Below are 19,632 nucleotides of genomic sequence, written 5' to 3' on the forward strand. Positions count from 1 at the left end.
GACCACGCCCGCCTACGCGTTTCCACGCTCCTGGCCGGCGTGATCCGGTTTGCCGCCGGGCAGCTCCCACACATCCCGTACCGAGCGGCCCAGCAGGACGCGGCCCAGATGGTCGGTGACCACCACGCCCACACCGACCAGGCCCTGCGGCGTGGGACATCGCATGTCGGCGACGGTTACCTTGGTTTGGGCGGGGTCGCGCAGCACGATGAAGACCAGGCCGTCGGCCTCCAGCCGGGCGACGTGGCGCCAGCCGGTCGTGAGGAGAGCGATCTCGCGGTTGTCGAGGGAGATGTCGCTCTTGTCGTCCGGGACGTTGGCGGCGATCGGGGGTGATCACGCAGAGTTGGTGCTGCCCCCTGGGCTAGGACAGCAGGACGAGGCAGTCCCAGGCATCAGCCGGTCCGGGAAGCAGACCGCCGAGGTGAGCCAGCACCAGAGTGGTACCAGCCCGCCCGGTAAGGAAGCCGTACGGACGGGAGTTCATGGCGCCAGCCAGTGTGGTGTGGACGACACGGTCTACGAGGGGGCGGCAGGAGAGACGGAAGGCACTCTGAAGGACACCGGCACTGCCGTGGCAGAGGGCAGTTCCTTCGATATCCCAGTCCTCCAGCGGTCGGGCGGCGAGGGCGTTCATGGCGTCAGCGGCGATGCGGTTGAGCGCCGGGAGACCGAGGGCGTGACCGGCGCTCGCGAGGGCTGTGGCGATGCCGGGTGTGCCGTAGCACCAAGCGGTTGTGCGTCCTTCACCGGCGGTGGCTCCTCCTGAGTTGCCGTCCAGGGCGCTTCCGCTGATGTGGGGTGGCCATGTGCGCTCGGCAGTTTGCCAGGTGAGGAGCCAGTCGGCTGAGGCGTGGATCGCGTCGGGTTGGTCGGGGACGGTGTGTCCGGCCCGATGAGCTGTGGCCAGGAAGGCGAGAGGTCCGCTGATGCCGTGAGCGATGCCGGTGGTGGCTGCACCGGTGGGTGAGATCTTGACCGTAGGTGGATGGAGCGTAGCGGGAAGCCACCAGCCCGGACGGGTTCCGATGGGGGTGAGGATCATGTGGGTGAGGGCGGACAGAGCGGCGCGAAGTCCTACCTCGGCTTCAGCGCCATGGCCGCGGTTATGGGCTGCGAGAAGGATGCGGCCGATGCCGGCGAGTCCCTTAATGGCGTCGTAGACGGCCCAGGGGGTGCCCTGTTCGCGGGCGGCGCGTTGGTAATGATGGTGGGCGAGTGCGGTGGCACGAGCGGAGAGCCAGGCTGTGGCGCGGGGCAGTAGAGGGTGGTGATTGTCCTTGGGCGGCAGGTAGCCGGCTCCGATGATCAGAGACGCCGCGAGGGCTCCAGGGCCGGCGTGGATGCCGTCCGGAGGCGCGTTGCCCAACAGGCGGGCTGCGGCACTCCAGTGGGCTGCGGCTGTTTTGGCCGAGCTGGGTTCCACCTCAGCGAGGCAGGCGTGCAGAAGCGCCGTGCCGGCAAGCCCGTAGCACAGGGTGGGGGCAGCACGGTCCGATAGGGAAGCGGCTATGGCCTCAGGGTTGCGCAGGCCACGGGCGGTCTCCAGCGCACATTCGGCGGCCCGGGTGCGGTCGGGCGTGGTCATGGCCGGTGCAGGAGGTCGGCGGCCAGGGTCCGCATGATCCGTTCGTGTCCGGGGCCGACGGCGAGCATGCGGTTGGCGTGCATGTGGATGACGTCGCTGGCACATCGTGCGGCGGACTGCTGGGGAACAGCATCGCGGTAGGTGATCAGTGCGGCATGGCGCTCGGTGTGGATGGCGGCCAGGTCGGCGGGGATGAGTGCGGTGGGGTCGTCGGCGAGTTGGGGGCGCAGGGCGTCACGGTGGCGGCGCTGGTCCCGGGTAAGGCGGCCGGGTCCCAGGGCGGGGTGGAGGTGGTCGGGGGAGAGGATGCGGGCGATTTCGGCGGCGCCGGCGGCGGCGATGAGGAGGCGCTCGTTCTCGGTGCGGGCGAGGGCGGCCAGCGCGAGGCGGCTGTCGGCACAGAAGAGTTCTTCCACGGCGGTAATCGCCTGTGGCCCGCCGTAGCGTTCGATCTCCTGCTCATACGGTTCCAGGTGCAGGGCGCCGGGGCCGAGCAGACCGCGGTGGTGCAGCCGGTTGGTGAGGTCGGCGAGTTGGGGCTGGATGCGCGTGGCCAGGGTGTGGGGGCTGGCGTGGAAGCGCAGGCGCAGGTGGGGTCCGAGGACTGGAGTGGTGTAGCGCAGCCAGAACCAGCGGTCAATCTCCTCGGGGAGGTTGGTGAGCAGCCGGGCGAGTTCGGCCAGAACGGTGTTGTGGAGATGGGCGGGTGTGGCCAGGGCGGCTGAGAGCCAGCTGCTGCCGGGCAGATGGGTTCCGGCGCCGTCCGGGGCGCGCAGCGCGTACCGCGGGTCCGGGGGCGTGTGGGGAGGAGTGTGGCGCCGTGTGAGTGGGACGACGAGGTCGATCAGGTGACGGGTGCGGTTCGGACCGTCGACTACGGCCAGTTCTTCGGGGGCGGCGAGGGGTTCGGCCAGGGTTCGGACGCCGCGGTGGATGCTGCGACGCAGCAGCTCGCGCTGCTCGGCCTGGCGCAGGTCGAGGGGGAGGCGGCGGTCGGTCTCCTCGGCGACCAGCACGGGTGGTGGCGTGGGGCGGGTGAGGGTACGCCAGGCGACGAGGCTGGTTTCGAATGTGGCGCGGTGCGATGCGGTTGCGGTGAGGATGTGGGGCAGGCGCCAGCGTGCGGGGGTGAGCAGGATGTCGCGGTAGCGCACGCGCGGGGTGTAGGGCCAGCAGTCCAAAGGGCTCCAGTTCCAGGGGTGCCAGGGTCGGGTTCCGGCGTGGCCGAGGAGGTGGAGGGCGTACGCGGCCGGGGGCAGGAGCCGAGGCGCGAGGCGGTTGTGGAGCACGGGGAGGACTGGCCTGTGGTGGCGGGTGGACCACAGCTGCAGATGGGTGCCGGTGGTGGTCACGGCGAGCTCGTCAGGGAGGAGGTCACCGGGGCGAGCAGGGACGTCGAGCGGGATGCGCCAGGGGGTGGCGCCGGTCTCAGCAGCCAGTGCGCCGGCGGCGGCGGTGCGGGGGTGGCAGACGATTTCCGCGACCATGGGACCGCTGCCAGGGTCGGCTTCTTCGCGGGGGGCGAGGTGGGGGAGCCAGCGTATCCAGCGGCCGGGTGCGGCCCCGGCGTTCTGGGAACCGGTGCCGGGACAGACCGCGATGCGTAGCCCGCCGGCGTCGCGCAGCAGTTGTATGTGGATCTCGGCGGTGCGCGGCGGCGGCAGAGGTGAGGGGTTGGCGAGCTGGTCGATGTGCTGCTCGTGCAGGACGAGCTCGTCCTTGCCGTCGGACAGGGCATCGGCGAGCAGGCGGGCCAGCGCGGCGGTGCGGTGGGCGTCGGGCTCCTCCTCGGTGCCGATCGCATCGTCCGGGCGGGGTGGGCCGAGGCCGGTGACGGGGTCGAGGACTTCCAGCAGCGGCACGAGCCGCTGGCGGCCGTAGGCGGCACAAAAGCGCCGGTGATAGTCGGTCAGCGGGCCGGTGCGGTGCCCGATCCGCCACAGCAGGGAGGCGGCTTCGGCGGCCTGCTCACCCACAGTGGACGGCAAGGTGATCTTGGCCTCGGCGAGCGTGTCCACGGCCAGCGGTCGGCTCGTGTGGTGCAGCGTGTCGGCCAGTTCACGGGCCTCTTCCAGCAGCTTTCGTCTCTGTGCGGTGCCGGGTGGGTGCGCGTCGCACCGGGTCAGCAGATGGTCCAGGCGGGCGAGAGCGGGCCGTGCGGTTGCTGTGGCCGGGAGCTTGTCCAGAAGGTGGTGCAGCGGGTCCGCCCGCAGGTCGGCGGGGAGCAGGTCGGTCAGCAGCAGACCGGTATCGATCATGTCGAGTAAGGCGCGCGTGGCTTTCTGCGGGTCGGCACCGGGATGGCGGCGGCACAGCCCGGCGAGAAGGTCGGCGGCCGGCACGCCGTCGCGGCTGGCGTCCAGCAGCCAGCGCGAGACCTCGGTGGCACGCACGCTGGCAAGCCGTGCTCCGTCGGGGGCGGGATGCTCGATCTCCAGTCGGTCCCCCCGCCTGGCGGCCAAGGAGGCGGCGGTCAGGGTGAGCGCGGGCAGCAGATCTGGTTCCTCGTGGAGCAGCCGGTCGGCCATCGTGGTCAGCCAGGCGGGGCTGAGCGTGGTCACGGCCCGATGGGCGCTCCCCAGCCGCATCGTGGGGGCGGGGGCGGTGAGCGCAGCGGCTGCGACCCCGGCAAACACCCCGTGCGGGGTGGTACGGGTACGGGAGCGCAGATCGTAGGCGCATCGTGTCGCCCGGCCGCGCTCCGTGCCCTCGACCAGGGCCTGCTCGGCGCTCCGGCTGGCCAGGAACACCCCTTCCTCCAGCAGACCGCCGCCGCTGTCGGCGGCGGGGTCGAGGTAGGGGCGCAGCGGGATCCGGGCCATCGCCACGGGGTGAGAGTCAAAGAGCCTGCGCATCGCACCATCCGTCGAGAACGCCGATCAAAGGGGCGGGTCGGGCGCAAAGGGTGCGCCCGGCCCAGAGTGCCGGTGTCAGCAGCCGGTTGTCGGCCCCTGCGGCGGCGACTCCCCGCAGCCGTCCCCGGTGGTGTCACCTTCGTCTTCGTCGCCGTCGCTGAGCCAGACCCCCAGCTTCCCGATGTCCTGCTGGGTGGGGTCCAGGTCGAAGGCGTCGGCCAGCTCCGTGGGCGGCTCGGCCACCTTCCTGGGCGGACGTGCCTGGGTCGTCGGTGCTGCCATCTGAACTCCCTCCACTTGGGCCTCCCGGGCTCGGCGCCGGGTGGCGTGGATCCGGACCACCCCAGGCTCCGGGGCGGGTCCGCGTCTGTTAGGTGATCGTCAGACGCACGCGGGGCTTGTCGATGCTCACCCCGGCGGGGGCTTCCCGGTCTTTGTGGCGGTAGGCGCGCACGACGGGATCCCCCGCGCTCCTGGCCTCGCGGTCGAAGCGGCTGACCACACCGGCCAGGTCAGTGGCGAGGCGCTCGCGTCCGGGACCGTGGGCGATCACCCCCAGCTCGTAGCGGTTCTGCGGGGCCTGGCGCAGGGTGAGGTAGGCCAGCGAGTCGTGGTTCCACACGGCGGGCATCCCCCTGCCCAGTACCCAGCCGACCAAGCCGCGGTCGGCAGCGGCCTGCGTAGCGCGAAGCCGGCCGTACGGGGCGACTGCACCGGCGAGCCACACCTCCAGCCGCGGCAGCAACCCTTCCGAGTCACCCAGCTCCACCCCGGTCCACTGCTCATGCCGGGGTCCGGTGAACGCTTCGGTCAGCGCTTCTGCGCCTACGGGCTGGTCCTCGTCGACGACCAGCCTGACATCCTGGCCCGCCAGGCGTACGACACGTGGCGCGTTCGCGCTGCCGCCCTGCATGGCCACGAACCCGGAGACGATGAGAGTGTCGCTGCGCAGGTGGTCCCGTTCGCGGGCGAAGGCGATGGTGCGGGACAGGCCGCGGAAGCGCAGCGGCACCAGCAGCCTTCCATCCGGGGCGAGCTGGTTCAGCCACGCTGGCGGCAGATCGGCGGCGCCGACGGTGACGATGACGCGGTCAAACCCCCGCGCCGGAGCGTCCAGGAGCGGCTGGGCACCGTCCGCCTCCCGGACCCGCACCTGCCCGTAGCCGGCCTCGTCGAGCAGCTTGCGGGCCCGTGCGGTGATGTCGGGATCGATGTCGATAGTGGTCACCGAGCTCTGATCGCCGGTCACCTCCGCCAGCAGCGCCGCGTTGCACCCTCCGGAGCCAACCTCCAGCACCGTCATGCCGGGAGCTACCTGGGCCGCCTCCAGCATCCGTGCGTGGAGCCAGGGAGCGGACACCGAACTGACCGGCTTCCCCCTGGAGTTGTACTTGGTGAAGATGCCCTCCGGGGCCCCGTACACCTCCTCGGCGGGCACCTCGGGAGCGAAGAGGTGCCGCGGAACCTTGAGGAAGGCGGCCTCCACACCTTCGGAGGTAATCGCGCCCCGTGCCCGTAGATCAGTCACCATCCGCGCGCACAGCACGTCAGGTGTCGCCACACCCGCACCGGTCTCGGTCACGCAGACTTCCCTTCTGGTCGCCCCCGCAGCCTCGTTGCAACCTGGTGCGAACCCGGCCGGGAAAGCTGTAATGAAACCACGCCACAGCGTCACCACGGGCCCACAGCAGCATCCGTCAGCCACATCCCGAGGCTCCCGTTCCAGCAGAATCCGCCCTGAGCACCGTGTTCACCAGGACCGCAGGGGTTGCCAATCGTGGCGCAATTGCCACACACCGTGATGCCTGATTCTGGGCCCGGCGCCGTACAAGCCGAAGGGCCCGGTGGCCGGACGTCAAACGCACCGCACCGCGGCATGCGCGGCTGGCGTGCCCACGCCGACGACGGCGTCCTGACCATCTCCTGACACCCGACGGGATCCTCGTTCGCCACGCCGTGGACGAGCCCGTCCCGCGCGTGCCCGAAGGTTCGGGCGGGCGGGTGTACCCCGAGGCCTAGCTCGGCGTTGATCGACTGCCGTCGATCGCAGAAGCGCGCCTGACCCGGCGTGCCTTACATATCGCTACGGAAAGGACACGTAAGCGCGAGCAGGGCCTCCGGCGCTGTGACGATTGGTGTCGGCCTGCGTCAGTGATCTTCGTATGCGGGATCTGCGTAACGGACCTGTTCGCCCCAAGCGCGGACAGATGTGGTGAGCATGAACAGCCCGGCGGCGAGGACGGCAGCCCACACGGATGCCGTGATGAGGTTGCGAGCGACGCCGTGGGGCTGTGAAAAGGCCATGGCGCTAGCGGTGCTCAGGAACAGCACGAGGGGCGGGACGCCGCAGGTGTGGAGGGTGCGGGGGACCTCCCAGTGGCCGTAAGAGAGCGCAATGAAGGCGTTGCTGGATAGAACGGACAGGGGCATGGCCCAAAGGGCAGCGTCGCCTGTGCGGTAGGCGACAGCTCCGCTCAGGAATGCCAGAAGGCACAGGTGGGCCGTACCGATCACGGTCGTGACGGTGCGGGCGATGACGCCCATGGGAGGGCGGACCTGGATGATCGTCCGCCGAGTTCGCCTGTGGAACGGCGGCTGGCCGTTTGGCGCGGGCGCTGCGGACTGGGTGTCCGCATCTTCGGGGCGCCTATTGATGAGGTCGTCCGATGGTCACCGTGTGGTGTGCATCGGATCGGGCAGGATATGAATGCGGACATGGAATACGCTCGGCGCCGGTGGCACGATGCGGCTTCCGGCGCTGATGGGCGCCTGGGCGACGCGCTACGTGGACAGCATGCTGGCCGCGCGGGGGCGGTTCACGGGGCGCCGATGTTCTTCTGGTCGGCCGCGAATGAGACGACCCAGGACAGAGCCGAGTTCCAGTTGATGGCGACCTCGTTGGTCGACCACGACTGGATGTCGTCGATGTAGCAGAACTGCGGCGCGGGCCGCCGGGGTGGATCGACCGTGCGATCGATCAGCAACCTGCTTGCCTTCGGATCTTCCAGACCGACGTTCGGGCCGCCGGCGATCGAACCGGCCGGCGGCTCCGGCAGTGCCGGATCGATCGCGTGGCCGTAGAGGCGGCTGTGCTGGTTGTGGGAGTTGTGCCGGCCGTACCCGGTCACATAGGACTCATTGAGGGCGTTGCGGCCGAGGATGTAGTCCAGCCCTTCCAGTACCCCGTCGCGGTAGCGCTGGTCGCCGGTCAAGTCGAAGGCGGTCGCGATGACGGCGAGCTTGTTGAGTACCACACTGTTGGAGCCCCAGACATACTCGTTGTCCGCAAGCGGCATCCCGTACGCCTGGCCTTGTGCCGTCTGGAGGTACCGGTCGGCGGCGGCCACCACCGAGGCACGGGCGGCGTTCCGGTCGCCGTCCGGCAGCGGGCTGGGCACGGTCGCCAGGTCGAGCCGGCCGAGCGCGGCGACCTGCTGCCAGCCGAACCCTGACGGCGGGAACGGATCATCGGTCGCATACGGCGAGGCCCGCAGTTCGTCCAGAAACGCCTGCTCGCCTGTGGTGATGAACAGCTCAGCGGCCGCCCAGTAGAACTCGTCAGTGACGTCGCAGTCGTTGTACGGGCCACCGCCGGTCGCGTCGGCCTTGCTGGCGTGGACGTCCCGGTGGGCCTGCGCGGCTGCCCAGGCGGTACGGGCGGCGGTCAGGCAGCGCTGGGCGAAGCCCTGATCGAAGCGCATGTACAGCCGGGCGCCCTGTGCGGCGGTCGCGGCCAGGTTGAGCGTCGCCGCCGTGGACGGCGGGTGCAGATGACGCGGCTGCGGATCCTGGTCCGGAGCCATCGGCAGTCCGGTCCAGTTGTCGTCGTGCACTTTGTGGTGCGCCATTCCCGCGAGGGGCTGACCTGCCGGTACCTGCATGCGCAGCAGGAACTCCAGCTCCCAGCGCGCCTCGTCGAGGATGTCCGGAACGCCGTTGCCGTGCTCGGGAACGCGCAGGTCGCCGTCGCGCGGCGGACCCAGGCGCCTGCGGGGCGCGGTCAGCGTCCGCTCGTACAGGCTGAGGAGTTGGTAGGTGGCGATGCCGCCGTTGACCACGTACTTGCCCTCGTCCCCGGCGTCGTACCAGCCACCGCTCACGTCCAGCTGATAGTCGCCGGCACCCGGCTGGCAGGGCACGCTGGTGTCGCCCTGGTTGGGGGCGACGCCGACGTGTCCGGCCGGACGTGCGTATCCGGGCGCCAGCGCGTCGGTGATGGGGATGCCACTGCGCTGGACGTAGAAGAAGTGCAGGGCGTCGGAGCGCAACTGGTCATAGGCGGTGGCGGAGATGTCGAACGGGTAGCTGGTCTGCCCGTCGACGATCAGCGTGTATCCGGTGCCGGCCTGCGTCACCGCGCTGAAGTCCAGCGTGTGCACCTGCTGCCCGGAGGATGTGTCCAGCCCGGCTGCCGGCGTTGAGGTGCCGGACATGACGGTGACGCCGGCGCTGTTGTTCACCTGCCAGGGGATCGGACCGGGCGCGTCGGTCACGACAGTCGCGTGTTTCGGTCCGAACGGCAGGTAACCGACCTGATTGACCCGCACCGGCGGGCCGGTGTCCGGTACGTAGGGGGGCACCGGATCGCCGCCTGTGAGGGACACGCCGCCCACGCAGAACACCCAGGCCGCGGGATTACCGCCGATCTGGAACGAGACCTGGCCATGGTCGGTCTCGAGGGAGGACGTGAACGTGAACGCGTGCGACTGTTCCGGGCCGAGGGGGATGTCCTGCGAGAACGTGGCGGTGTAGGGCTCCTCGCTCAGCTGGACCTGGGCCTTTACCGTCGACGGCTGGTTCGCCGAGGCGGTGAACGCGAAGGTGTAGGACTTGTCCTGCTGCAACAAGATGTCGTTCTGCCCCACGATGACGTCGGACGGGGCCTGCGTGCCTCCCTGTACATTGGCGCACAGTTTTCCGTCGCCGACGGAAGCCGGGGTGGCCTGCACGGTGAACCATCCGTTGGCACCCTCGCTGAAATCCCCGTTGAAGACCTTTTCTCGTGGATCCTGTGCCATATATCCAGCGTGCGCGGTATTCACCTGATATGCCACCCGGGCAGGGGCGGACCGCTACTCCTTGACTGCCCCCGCGTTGGTCCACCGCATGAAGTAGCGCTGGAAGCAGAAGAACAGCGCCGCCACCGGCAACGTCGCCAGCAGGGCCGCCGCCGGTTCCAGCGGGTACTGCGTACCGCCGCCCCGCCCGCCGAGACGCATCGCGCGAGCCCGGTCGCCAGCGGTGCGCGCGGCTTCCTCCACCACTCGGAGGACCGACTCGAAGAACCGCTTCACGATGAAGACGCCGGCCGCGTCCACCATCAGCGGAACGATCACGCCGGTGTAGGCATCGAACCGGCCCGTTGCTGCTGATCGGTTGAGCAGAGGTGGGTCCAGGTCTTCTGTAGGCCATCAGCGGCGTTGAGGGCGAGGCGCCATCTGCGTGGCAGGAATCCCAGGAGCGTCTCCCGGCTGGTCGACCAGGACCGGAACGTGCACGCTGGCGGCCTTGGCGATCGGGCAAGTTCGCGGTCAGAGTTTCACCGGCGAGTTCGTGGCCAAGGAGCCAGCACCCAATGCCGTCCCGGTCAGCACCAGCACGTTGATGACGGCAACGAACCCCCCCATTACCTTGGTTTTGAGTGGCATCTCGTCCGTCAGGCTCTTGGCGTAGACGATAGCTCCCACGACACTAGAGACCCCCAAAGCCCACCAAAATGATGTGCTTGCCCCTTTAACGGGCCGGGATAGCACATTAAGAAGAAACGACACAAGTACTGCTGAAGTCGGGAAAGTCAGCGATTCCAGAGTCACGAAGACTCCGCTTGCCTGGTCCCCGTAGCCAGCTGCTGCTTCAACCTGCATTGCGTCTTTCAGTTTCGATGTCTTCACGGGGATGCCCCTGCGTGGATTTTGTATGTGCTTGCGGCATTTGGTTCATCCAAAGTGCCTGATCTACAGGACGCTCGGCTCTTCGACACGCCGCGAGCTGACTAACACCGTGTCCTATGTGGTGAGGCGGATGAGCCGCTTGTAGCAGCAGAGGGAGGCGGCGAGGCCGAGAAATGCCAGGTAGTTGCGGGGATGACGTTCGTAGCGGTGGTTGAGCCTGCGGTATCCGGTCAGCCAGGACATGGTGCGTTCGATGACCCAGCGACGCCGGCCGAGGCGTTCGCTGGACTCGATGCCTGTGCGGGCGATGCGCACTCCGATGCGTTTGCCGCGTAACCATTTCCGCAGGTGGGGGACGTCGTATGCCTTGTCTGCGTGAAGGCGTTGGGGCTTGAAGTGGCGGCCGCGGTGGGGGTCGTGTCTCGTTTGGTGACCCTCGATCATGGGCTTCAGGGCTTCGCTGTCGTGAGTGTTGGCCGCGCTGACGCCGACGAGGAGGGGTAGCCCGTTCGCGTCCGACAGGATGTGCATCGTGGAACCCGGCTTGCCCCGGTCCACGGGGCTCGGACCTGTGAGTTCGCCCCCCTTTCGCCCTCATATGGGCGGAGTCGACGATGGCACGGGAGACGTCGATCAGGCCCGCGTCGTCGAGCCGGTGCAGGACCGCCTCGTGCAGCCGCCCCCACACACCGGCTCTTCGCGTCGGTCTTCGCCTCGCCGGGATACAGGTCGGCGATCCGCCGCATGGCCAAGCCCGGCCGGTAGGCGACCTTGCAGCCCGCGTCCCGGGCGACCGTGAGCGGGAGGGCTCCGATGGAGGCGGGCTGGTCCACGGTTACCAGGAGGGTTCCGAACTTCGCGGCGAGTTTGTCGAACGCGGCCCGCAGCTTGGGCTCGCTGTTGGGCAGTTGCTTGTCGAAGACCTTCTTGCCGGCCGGAGTCAGCCCGTGCCCGTGGTGGGCGCTCTTGCCGACGTCCAGGCTGAGGAAGACGCCCACGTCGTCGATGTCGTACAACCCGTCCTCCCGAACAGAGCGCGTGTGGTGCTGGCCAGGGCGATGGCGCCGTACGCGCGCATCCACGTTATGCAGACCTGCCGCCCGCGGGATGCCGGGCGTTGCGCTCGGCGGGGCGGTAGTCGGCCTCTCATCAGCGTCTCCAACGGTGCACCCCTCGGGCCCGGTGAACACCCCCCAGGCCATCCGATCGACAGGGGGGAACAGTCATGCCGGGCCCGGAGGCCAGGGTCCTTTTGCAGGACCGCGAAGAAGATAACGGGGGGGACAGTTCGCCCCTCGCCGCGTCCGGTGGCAGCGATGTCTCACGCGCCTCTGCGTGGCCGAGCGGTTCCCGCACCGCCGGGCCACGCACGGGTCAGGCGAGGCCGATTTGCTGGTAGAAGGTCAGGTTGTCCCAGAAGAGGAACTCCTCCTCCATCACTCCGTGCTTGTTCCAGATGCCGACCGTGGCCATGTTGATGGAGAACTTCTTGCCCGTCGGCTGGATGAAGCCGCCCTTGCCGTCCGGCATGGGACGTGTGAAGCTGCCCTGCATGACACCGGTCACCGAGGTCAGGTTTTCCTTGGCGATGCGGATCGGGTGCTCGGTGATGCGCGTGTCCGGCGCCCAGACGAACTGGCTCTTCATGTCGGCGATGTGCCGGTCGATGCCGTCCGTGTAGTGGCCGTCGGGCCAGTGGACGCGGATGTTCTGTGCGTGGCTCTCACCGAGCCGGTCCCACTGCTGACCGGAGTAGACGACGAAGTCCAGCTCGTCGAAGACCTTGAGGTGCTTGCGCTCAGTATCAGTCAGGCGAGTCGGCCAAAGCGACTCGGCCTGCGGGGTGGAGGCCGGGTCGCCGAGCAGTTCCCGGCTGCCTGTGGCCGCGGCTGCCAGGTCGGTTCCGCTGGTTACCGCGGTGATGGCGAGGGCGCCCAGGGCGGCGGCGCCTCCGCCTCGGAGGATGTTGCGGCGGTCGATCATGTCGATTCCTTGTCTACAAGATCACGCTGGGGGAGAAGGGGTGTTGAAGATTCAATTACGTCGACCCGAGATGAATGTGGTCGTCAGAGGTGCGCCACCGGCGCGCTGCTCGCTCGTCCGGAACTGGGGAGTAGGCGCTCGCCGCCGCTGCCGCTGTCATGGACGCTGCGTCGCGGCCGAGGGCGGGAAACGGTGATGCGGTGGATGATGGACCGAAATCACGACCTCATCGAGCGCCGGGTGAGCCCGGCGGCGGTGAGGTTGGCCCGCTGCTGGAGGCGCAGTGCTGTGATCGCATAGGTTCGGCCGGGGTGGCGGTTGGATGGGCGGGAGGCCGCGCTGCCAAAGCGCTAGAGAGGGTGCGGGCCGAACCGGCCCCACGCCACGACAGTCGCGAGCGCGAACAGCACCAGATTCACGGCGATCATCTGTGTCTCCCTGCGACGGGCGTGCACGACCACGGCGCCGAGCATGACCAGTGCCAGACCAAGGGACGCCAAGGGCGCCAGTATCGGTGCGATGCCGAGCGCGGGCGGCAGAACCAGGCCGATCGCGGCCAACACCTCCAGGGTTCCGATCAGCTTCACCGTCCCCGCGCTCATGTCCTCGGTCCAGCCCATGCCTGAGGCGGCCAGCTTCTGCTTCGGCTGGGACAGCTTCATCGTCCCGGCCGCCAGGAACGCCACAGCGAGCACGCTCGCGAGGACCCACAACACAATGTTCATCGTGATCAACTCCTTGCAATGACTTAAATCGTTAAGTGGAGACTAGGACTCCTTCACTTCAAGATGCAAGTCATCCGGCAAGTTGATCACTTCATGCGTGAAGCTATACTCGCGAGCATGGAGACCCCCCAGGAACCCCGCTGGCTGGACAATGAGGAAGATCAGGCCTGGATTGCGCTCAGCAGCATGCTGATGCGGCTCCCCGCTGCGCTGGACGCGCAGCTGCAACGCGATGCCGGCCTGAGTCACTTCGAGTACCAGGTGATGGCCGGGCTTTCCATGGTCCCCGAGCGCACCCTGCGGATGAGCGAACTCGCCGCGTTCGCAGAGGGTTCTCTTCCCCGGCTGTCCCAGGTCGTCGGACGACTGGAGAAGCGCGGCTGGGTACGCCGTAACCCCGACCCCACCGACGGCCGCTACACCGTGGCCACCCTCACCGACGACGGCTACGAGAAGGTCGTCGCCACCGCCCCCGGACACGTCGAGGCCGTGCGCAGCTGCGTCTTCGACGCACTCACCCGGGCGCAGGTCCGCCAGTTGACCACGATCGGTCGCCGCATCGTCGGCGCCATCGACCCCACTCACCCACTCGTCACCGGAACACTGGACCGACTACGCCCCAAGAAGTAGCCGCGCGCCCTCGGAGGCCGGTCGGGCAGGCGCACGCCTCGATGCGCAGCTGGACCGCATCACCTGGTGCATCGGCGAATGCATCGGAACTCCCGTTGCAGGGAGTGGGCCGTGTTCGATCTGGGTCCAGTGGCCGATGCGGCCGAAGATGTGCAGGCCGCTGTCATTGATCGACTCGAGGGGGTCAGTGAGCTGGACAGGGGGATGGCCTCGTCGTCGCGGCCGTAGGCAAGCAGGGTGGGGTGCGATGTGGTCCTGATGTTGGCTTCGGGATGGGGCATGGCTTCGACCCACCGTTGCCGAGGTGTGGGCACATGCTGGCGTAGGCCCCGTGGGCGCCGGGCCGGGTACTGGCCTCGTAGTGCAGCCGTACCGGTGGGTCACCGACGAGTTCCTGGTCGTAGGCGAATTTCCGCATGATCGCCTGCATGTTCTCCAGCGGCGGCTGGCATCCCCACGCGGCGTCGAGGCCGGCGGTCAGAGGGAAGAGCGCTCCGATGCTGCCCATCGGAAAGAGGCTCGAGAGAGTCGGCCACTGCTGGAGCGGCTCAATCCCGGCTTGTCCGAATCGCAGGAGGACGCAGGCGCGGCTGTCGGCGCCGATGAGCACGTAGGGTGATGTCGGGCTATTCGGTCTCCCAGCGCTTCAGCGCTGCGGGCTGGGAAGATGTGCGCCAGCGCCTCGTTGGCTGCGTCCCGTCCGGTGCCTCGAAGCTCGGCCAGGGCCGCGCCCATGTAGTCCGTGTGCCAGTAAATGATCGCATTGGTCACGAACGTCAGGTGTGACACCCGTTCGCTTGTTTGTTCGAGCTGGCGACGGTGGGGACGGCTTCGCGGGCGTGGTGAAGCTGCGCCGCAGGGGAGTGGATGGACTCGCCCTTGCTCAGCTGCCGGGCGATCTTGGGCCGGTAGGCCGGTTCGGCCAGTATCCTGGCGAGTGCGTCCACTTTCGGCAATGCACGCCGGGCGTGTGCCACACCCCCAGGGTGGCCTTCATGGACCCCCAATTCTCCGAATCAGCCGCTCACGCAGTCGCCGGATGGCCGCAGAAGCAGTGGGACCGGACCATGGCGTCCGCACTGCGCCGCCTGGACGCCCGCCTGGGTGCCGCGACGTGTACCGCCTATCTGCTGACCTCGGACGCCCGGTCGCTGGTCGCGGCAATGACCGTGAGCACGCCCTTGAGCTTCACCATCCTGCCGTCGATGGCGGCAGACGATGTCTCGCTCGCCTCCGCCAGAGCCCACCAGTCGGGTGGGTTGGTGTTCATCGACAGTACGGAGGTACGGAGTTCCGCCCGTCAAGCGCCGGCAGTTCTCCTCCACATCCCGTTCGCCACAGTCTTGGCGTCCGCGCCGGTGCGGACGCCACGGCGCCGGTTCGGGGCGGTAACGTTGCGCTGGACGCCTGCGCGGAAGATCTCCGCAGAAAGTCTGGAGTACGTGCAGGCGGTCGCGGACGAGCTGGCAGCCGACCTCGAGAAGCTGGCCGAGCAAGGGGCGGCCGTGGAGCTCCCGCTCGTCCCGCGGTTTGTCTCCCGGTCCCCGGGCACCGCACCTCACCGGCTGACCGCCACCGTCCCGGAAGCCGCCGCTCAGGACCAGCGGGAAGAACCGGCCGATGGCTTGCTGGCGAGTAACACCTACTACTACCAACTGCACAGGCTCGCCTTCGAGCTCGCTGCGGCAGGGCGCGTCCGGGACATCGTCGCGGCGGCACAGGCCCATGTGCGGCCCTTGGGCGCACGTGGACTCATGCTCTCCCTCGCCGAGAAGGGCCGTCTGCACGTCGTGGGCGCCGCGGGCTTCCCGCGGGAGGCGGTCCATCAGATCGAAGGAACGCTCCTGTCCGAGCACACCCCTGAAACCGACACCATCACCCAGGCCGAGGCCAAACTCTTCCCCACGGTAGGTGAGTTCCGTAAGGCGTATCCCGACGCCGGCCTCCCCCCTGACTTCCAGGGCCGGGCCTATCTCCCCCTGGTCTCCGGCGCAGGAGCGGTGGGCTGTTGCACCCTCGACCTCGACACCCCCGGCTCCACCCTGACCTCCGAGGAACTGGCCGTACTGGTCATCATGCTGGAGCAGGTGGGGCTGTCCCTGGAGCGTGCCCGTTCCTACGAGATCGAGCACGCCCTCACGCAGAGCCTGCAACGCACCCTGCTGCCCCGCAGCCTGCCACACCTGCCCGAGGTGGTCGCCACATCCCGGTATCTGCCCGCGAACGAGGGAGCGGAGGTGGGTGGCGACTGGTACGACATCCTCCGATTGCCCGAAGGCGGCATCGGACTTGTCATCGGGGATGTGCAGGGCCACAGTCTGGAAGCAGCAGGCACCATGGGTCAGCTGCGCAGCGCGACACGCGCCTACGCCGCCGAGGGGCACGACCCGGCCAGGGTGCTGGAGCGGAGCAACCACCTGCTTGCGGGGTTGGACACCGACCTGTACGCCACCTGCTGCTGCCTGTGGCTGGATCTGGCGCTCGGAAGTGCCGGCCTGGCCACCGCCGGCCACCCGGGGCCGCTGATCAGCGACGCCCAGGGCCGGACCGCCCAGGTGCAGCCACCCATGGGACCGCCGTTGGGCGTCGACCCGCATGCCGTGTACGAGCAGAGCGAGACCCTCCTGTCGCCGGGGTCAGTGGTGGCCCTGTTCACCGATGGCCTGCTGGACACACGTCGGCTGGGGGTGGATGCCGCCGTCGGGCGACTGGCCTGTGTGCTGGCCGAAAACTGTACAAAGAACCTTGAGACGCTGGCGGATTGTTTGACGCAGCACTGCACTCCGCGCCCACCGCAAGCCGACGACGTCGCCCTGCTGGTGATGCGCTACGAAGGAGCTCAGCCTGGTGGGCAGCGCCGGGTAGCAGGCACCTTGGTTCAGCGTCATGATCTGCGCGGGGTGGCGCACGTACGCCACTTCCTGCGGGAGTTGCTCGGCCAGTGGGACCTGATGCCTTTGCTGGACAATCTGGAACTGCTGGCGACCGAGGTCGTCACCAACGCCCTCATCCATGCGCACAGCGACGTGGATCTACGTCTGCGGGAGTACCCGGACCGGCTCCGTGTCGAAGTACGGGACAGCGATCCGCACCCACCTGTGCCGACCGAGATCCTCACCGCCGGTGAGACCGACAACCAGGAGGCCGAGTCCGGGCGCGGACTGCTGATCGTCGATGCCCTCGCGGCCGACTGGGGCAGTTCCCCCGCCGGGCGCGGCAAGACGACCTGGTTCGAACTCACCACCACCTGAGCCCGCGAGGAGGGGGCTCGTGCGGCGGACAAGCCGGCTCGGTCATGACACAGGTGATGACCGTGTCACCGCATCCGCGCGGACACTGCGGGATCGCGGTCCCGCTTCCTTTCAGCGATGAGCGCCTCCATGGTGCAAATCGCCTGCGTACTGCTGCGCGTCGGCTCGGCACAAGCCCTGGTGATGGGTCAGCCGCCCCCGCGCAGGGCACGGGAGAGCCCCAAGGCTGCCGTCCGCACCGCCGGAGCCAGGGCCGGGCTGAAGCGTGACCGCGGCACGGCCACCGACAGGGCAGCCGCCATGGTGCCATCAGCGAACAGCGATGCAGCTCACTCCCAGTGCGGCCTCCTGCTCCTCGTAGGCGAGGCCCGAGACCGGATCTTCTCCAGGGCCATGCGCAGGCGCGCCGGGGGGCGGTGATCGAATGGGGCGTAAGGCTCTGCAGCGGCCGGGACAGCGCCCCGCGTCGGCCGTCGGCGCTGAATTGTCAGCGGGGTGTGAGTCGGTTGTCCAGGCGTGACTGATCCGAGCGTGCCAAGCGTTGCCGTCCCGGGGGAGCTGCGCTCGGAGTTCGTGGGTGGGGCCCTGCTTCCCGCCACTGGTAGATCAAGGTGCGGAGGACTTCGAGCTCGGTGAGTCAGTGAGTGTTGCTCATCCTGAAGTTGCTGGTCACGGGGTTGGTGTGAGTCGGTGGGGCAGTGCTCGTGCTGGTGGTGGGCGGGTGTCTGCGGTGTAGACCACCACCAGCACGAGCAGTGACCAGGAAGACCGGGGCCGCCCCGGGTTTGAGTCTGTGGGCCGGACGGGGCACGCACCGTGACGTCGTGGGTGTGCGGGATAGGCATCCAAGCGCCGCAGTCATCATCTTCGCTGCCCTGCGCTGCTGTGCGTGACGGTGCGGCATCCCGACATGTTTCTAGCGGGGTGAAGTAGAGCCACTGGGGCGGCGGTTTCGGGAGCCGCGGGTTGCGGCGGTGAGTTTGGGAGCCACCCGGTGTGATGGTGTGGGGCATGCCGCGGTTGGCGTAATGGGGGCTTCGGGCTGTTTGGCCGCTCACTCTGTGCTTGTTGATCACGGTCGTGTCAGGAGACCGGTGTGTACAGGTCGCGTGAGTGGATCTTTGAGCGGATCCGGCGGGACCGGCGTGTGGATCCGGCGCTGTCGGGCCGGGCGCTGGCGAAGCGGTACCGGGTGTCGCGGAACACGGTGAGGCAGGCGCTGGCCTGTCCGGTGCCGGCGGAGCGGAAGAAGCCGCCGCCGCGCAAAAGTGTGCTGGAGCCGGTGAAGGGCTTCATCGACGCCATGCTGCGCTCGGACCTGGTGGCCCCGACGAAGCAGAAGCACACGGTCGACCGGATCAGAAAACCCCTGGCGGCCGAGCGCGACTTCGAGCTCGCCGCGTACTCGACGGTGCGGGACTACGTGCGCAAGCGCCGTCCGGAGCTGGTGCTGGAGGCCAAGGAAGGCCGTCGGCATCTGGAGGGGACGGTCCCGCAGGCCAAGCAGCCTGGCGAGGAGGCGGAGGTCGACTTCGCGGACGTGTGGCTGGACCTGGCCGGGCAGCGGCGCAAGTGCGTGCTGTTCACGTTGCGGATCTCCTACTCGGGCAAGGCCGTGCACCGCGTGTTCGCCACCGCCTCACAGGAGGCGTTCTTCGAGGGCCATGTGGAGGCGTTCGAGGTCCTCGGCGGGGTGCCGACGGTCCACATCCGGTACGACAATCTCAAGCCCGCGGTCCGGCAGGTGCTGTCCGGACGGTCGCGGACGGAGTCGGCACGGTGGGCCGCGTTCAGATCTTGGTATGGGTTCTCGGCGTTCTACTGCACCCCGGGCGAAGAGGGAGCCCACGAGAAGGGCGGGGTCGAGCACGAGGGCGGCGGATTCCGCCGCAAGCACCTGGTCCCGTCGCCCGAGGTCGATTCGCTGGCCGAGCTGAACGAGCGTCTGGCGGCGATCGACGCGGCCGAGGACGCCCGGCACGTCCACGGTCGGCCGACTTCGATCGGCTTCGACTTCGAGCAGGAACGGGCCCTGGACCGGGAGGTCCGCCGCCAGCAGCGGCTCGTCCGCGCGGCCCGCTTCCCCCGCCCCAAAAGGCTGGAGGACTTCGACTACGACAAGTACCCCAACGTCTCCCCGGAAGTCATCGCCGATCTGAAGTCGCCGTCCTGGGTCCAGCAGGGCCGCCCGCTGGTGCTGATCGGGGACTCGGGCACTGGCAAGTCGCACCTGCTGATCGGGGTTGGCACTGCGATCGCCGAGGCCGGGCTATCGGTCCGCTACATCACCACTTCCGCGCTGGTCAATGAGCTCGCCGAGGCCGAGGCGGGGCGCTGGCTGACCTCCATGATCGCCCGCTACAGCAAGGTCGACCTGCTGTGTCTGGACGAGTTCGGCTACCTGAACCTGGACAAGAAGGGCGCGAAGCTCCTGTTCCAGATCTTCACCGAGAGTGAGGAACGCAAGGCGACTGCGGTTGCGACGAACTCTCCGTTCGCGGAGTGGGACAAGACCTTCGGTGACCCGCGGCTCTGCGCGGCCTTCGCCGACCGGATCACCTTCCGCTGCACCCTCATCCAGACCGGCACCGAGTCCTACCGCTTCCGCATCGCCGAATCGGAACGACGGACGCCCTGACCCGGCACTTGCCTGCGGCCCTAAGGCCCCGCAAGCAACCGCTCCGCAGTGAATCACCCCTAGAGGACCAT

At 68.5% G+C, this 19,632-nt stretch carries 16 protein-coding genes and 3 pseudogenes; 3 read left to right on the forward strand and 16 right to left on the reverse strand.

The window, feature by feature from the left end; all coding sequences use genetic code 11:
• Positions 1-12: 12 nt before the first annotated feature.
• From JK363_RS35240 to JK363_RS35300, 13 genes and pseudogenes are all read right to left on the reverse strand, one after another.
• On the reverse strand, positions 13-165 hold the full coding sequence (locus tag JK363_RS35240) for a hypothetical protein (protein WP_201881635.1): 153 nt from the start codon (positions 163-165) through the stop codon (positions 13-15).
• 199 nt (positions 166-364) lie between these two features.
• Positions 365-1,588, reverse strand: a complete 1,224-nt coding sequence (locus JK363_RS35245; protein WP_201881636.1) for a lanthionine synthetase LanC family protein — start codon at positions 1,586-1,588, stop codon at positions 365-367.
• Complete coding sequence (locus tag JK363_RS35250; RefSeq protein WP_201881637.1) at positions 1,585-4,443, reverse strand: lantibiotic dehydratase; 2,859 nt, start codon at positions 4,441-4,443, stop codon at positions 1,585-1,587. Before JK363_RS35250 ends, JK363_RS35245 begins: the two co-directional genes overlap by 4 nt.
• 75 nt (positions 4,444-4,518) lie before the next feature.
• The gene (locus JK363_RS35255; RefSeq protein ID WP_201881638.1) at positions 4,519-4,725 is read right to left on the reverse strand and encodes a hypothetical protein; all 207 of its coding nucleotides are present in this window, start codon (positions 4,723-4,725) and stop codon (positions 4,519-4,521) included.
• Positions 4,726-4,813: 88 nt separating this feature from the next.
• Positions 4,814-6,025, reverse strand: a complete 1,212-nt coding sequence (gene fxlM, locus JK363_RS35260; protein ID WP_201881639.1) for a methyltransferase, FxLD system — start codon at positions 6,023-6,025, stop codon at positions 4,814-4,816.
• A gap of 566 nt (positions 6,026-6,591) precedes the next feature.
• A complete protein-coding gene (locus JK363_RS35265) occupies positions 6,592-6,987 on the reverse strand; it encodes a hypothetical protein (RefSeq protein WP_201881641.1) in 396 nt (131 codons plus the stop codon).
• Between the two features lie 272 nt (positions 6,988-7,259).
• Entirely contained in the window at positions 7,260-9,461 is a 2,202-nt protein-coding gene (locus JK363_RS35270; RefSeq protein ID WP_201881646.1) for a glycoside hydrolase family 9 protein, read from the reverse strand.
• Between the two features lie 54 nt (positions 9,462-9,515).
• Positions 9,516-9,764 carry a hypothetical protein gene (locus JK363_RS35275; RefSeq protein ID WP_236076354.1) on the reverse strand — a complete coding sequence of 83 codons (249 nt, stop codon included), beginning with the start codon at positions 9,762-9,764 and terminating at the stop codon, positions 9,516-9,518.
• Between the two features lie 210 nt (positions 9,765-9,974).
• On the reverse strand, positions 9,975-10,334 hold the full coding sequence (locus JK363_RS35280) for a hypothetical protein (RefSeq protein ID WP_201881647.1): 360 nt from the start codon (positions 10,332-10,334) through the stop codon (positions 9,975-9,977).
• A 114-nt stretch (positions 10,335-10,448) separates the two neighbouring features.
• Positions 10,449-11,097, reverse strand: a pseudogene (locus JK363_RS35285) (IS5 family transposase); the annotation flags it as partial.
• Positions 10,982-11,350, reverse strand: a pseudogene (locus JK363_RS35290) (IS110 family transposase); the annotation flags it as partial. The pseudogenes JK363_RS35290 and JK363_RS35285, both read right to left, overlap by 116 nt.
• A gap of 358 nt (positions 11,351-11,708) precedes the next feature.
• A complete protein-coding gene (locus JK363_RS35295; protein ID WP_201881648.1) occupies positions 11,709-12,317 on the reverse strand; it encodes an ester cyclase in 609 nt (202 codons plus the stop codon).
• A gap of 350 nt (positions 12,318-12,667) precedes the next feature.
• Positions 12,668-13,042 carry a DoxX family protein gene (locus tag JK363_RS35300; protein ID WP_201881649.1) on the reverse strand — a complete coding sequence of 125 codons (375 nt, stop codon included), beginning with the start codon at positions 13,040-13,042 and terminating at the stop codon, positions 12,668-12,670.
• Between the two features lie 117 nt (positions 13,043-13,159).
• On the opposite strand from JK363_RS35300, the gene JK363_RS35305 reads away from it, so the two are divergent.
• On the forward strand, positions 13,160-13,672 hold the full coding sequence (locus tag JK363_RS35305; RefSeq protein ID WP_201881656.1) for a MarR family winged helix-turn-helix transcriptional regulator: 513 nt from the start codon (positions 13,160-13,162) through the stop codon (positions 13,670-13,672).
• Between the two features lie 477 nt (positions 13,673-14,149).
• Here the strand turns inward: JK363_RS35305 and JK363_RS44835 are convergent, their stop codons facing one another.
• Together JK363_RS44835 and JK363_RS35315 are read right to left on the reverse strand one after the other, a co-directional pair.
• A complete protein-coding gene (locus JK363_RS44835; protein ID WP_201881660.1) occupies positions 14,150-14,461 on the reverse strand; it encodes a Tn3 family transposase in 312 nt (103 codons plus the stop codon).
• Positions 14,449-14,619 carry a hypothetical protein gene (locus tag JK363_RS35315; protein ID WP_201881662.1) on the reverse strand — a complete coding sequence of 57 codons (171 nt, stop codon included), beginning with the start codon at positions 14,617-14,619 and terminating at the stop codon, positions 14,449-14,451. The genes JK363_RS44835 and JK363_RS35315 overlap by 13 nt, the downstream gene beginning before the upstream one ends.
• A gap of 48 nt (positions 14,620-14,667) precedes the next feature.
• Between JK363_RS35315 and JK363_RS35320 the strand changes: the two genes are divergently transcribed.
• Positions 14,668-16,923, forward strand: a complete 2,256-nt coding sequence (locus JK363_RS35320; RefSeq protein WP_201881664.1) for a SpoIIE family protein phosphatase — start codon at positions 14,668-14,670, stop codon at positions 16,921-16,923.
• A gap of 188 nt (positions 16,924-17,111) precedes the next feature.
• On the opposite strand, the pseudogene JK363_RS43180 reads toward JK363_RS35320, so the two are convergent.
• A pseudogene (locus JK363_RS43180) lies at positions 17,112-17,380 on the reverse strand (IclR family transcriptional regulator domain-containing protein); the annotation flags it as partial.
• Positions 17,381-18,019: 639 nt separating this feature from the next.
• Here JK363_RS43180 and istB point away from each other — a divergent pair.
• Complete coding sequence (istB, locus tag JK363_RS35330) at positions 18,020-19,561, forward strand: IS21-like element helper ATPase IstB (protein WP_201881666.1); 1,542 nt, start codon at positions 18,020-18,022, stop codon at positions 19,559-19,561.
• Positions 19,562-19,632 lie beyond the last annotated feature (71 nt).

The organism is Streptomyces coffeae (assembly GCF_016741875.1).
In the GTDB taxonomy this organism is placed as follows: Bacteria; Actinomycetota; Actinomycetes; order Streptomycetales; family Streptomycetaceae; genus Streptomyces; species Streptomyces coffeae.

Bases quoted from the DNA above. Each gene is read 5' to 3' on its own strand.
- JK363_RS35250 (WP_201881637.1), bottom strand. From the start codon at position 4,443: ATGCGCAGGCTCTTTGACTCTCACCCCGTGGCGATGGCCCGGATCCCG.
- JK363_RS35245 (WP_201881636.1), bottom strand. From the start codon at position 1,588: ATGACCACGCCCGACCGCACCCGGGCCGCCGAATGTGCGCTGGAGACC.
- JK363_RS35240 (WP_201881635.1), bottom strand. From the start codon at position 165: ATGCGATGTCCCACGCCGCAGGGCCTGGTCGGTGTGGGCGTGGTGGTC.
- JK363_RS35300 (WP_201881649.1), bottom strand. From the start codon at position 13,042: ATGAACATTGTGTTGTGGGTCCTCGCGAGCGTGCTCGCTGTGGCGTTC.
- JK363_RS35265 (WP_201881641.1), bottom strand. From the start codon at position 6,987: ATGGGCGTCATCGCCCGCACCGTCACGACCGTGATCGGTACGGCCCAC.
- JK363_RS35295 (WP_201881648.1), bottom strand. From the start codon at position 12,317: ATGATCGACCGCCGCAACATCCTCCGAGGCGGAGGCGCCGCCGCCCTG.
- JK363_RS35270 (WP_201881646.1), bottom strand. From the start codon at position 9,461: ATGGCACAGGATCCACGAGAAAAGGTCTTCAACGGGGATTTCAGCGAG.
- JK363_RS35255 (WP_201881638.1), bottom strand. From the start codon at position 4,725: ATGGCAGCACCGACGACCCAGGCACGTCCGCCCAGGAAGGTGGCCGAG.
- JK363_RS35305 (WP_201881656.1), top strand. From the start codon at position 13,160: ATGGAGACCCCCCAGGAACCCCGCTGGCTGGACAATGAGGAAGATCAG.
- JK363_RS35275 (WP_236076354.1), bottom strand. From the start codon at position 9,764: ATGGTGGACGCGGCCGGCGTCTTCATCGTGAAGCGGTTCTTCGAGTCG.
- JK363_RS35320 (WP_201881664.1), top strand. From the start codon at position 14,668: ATGGACCCCCAATTCTCCGAATCAGCCGCTCACGCAGTCGCCGGATGG.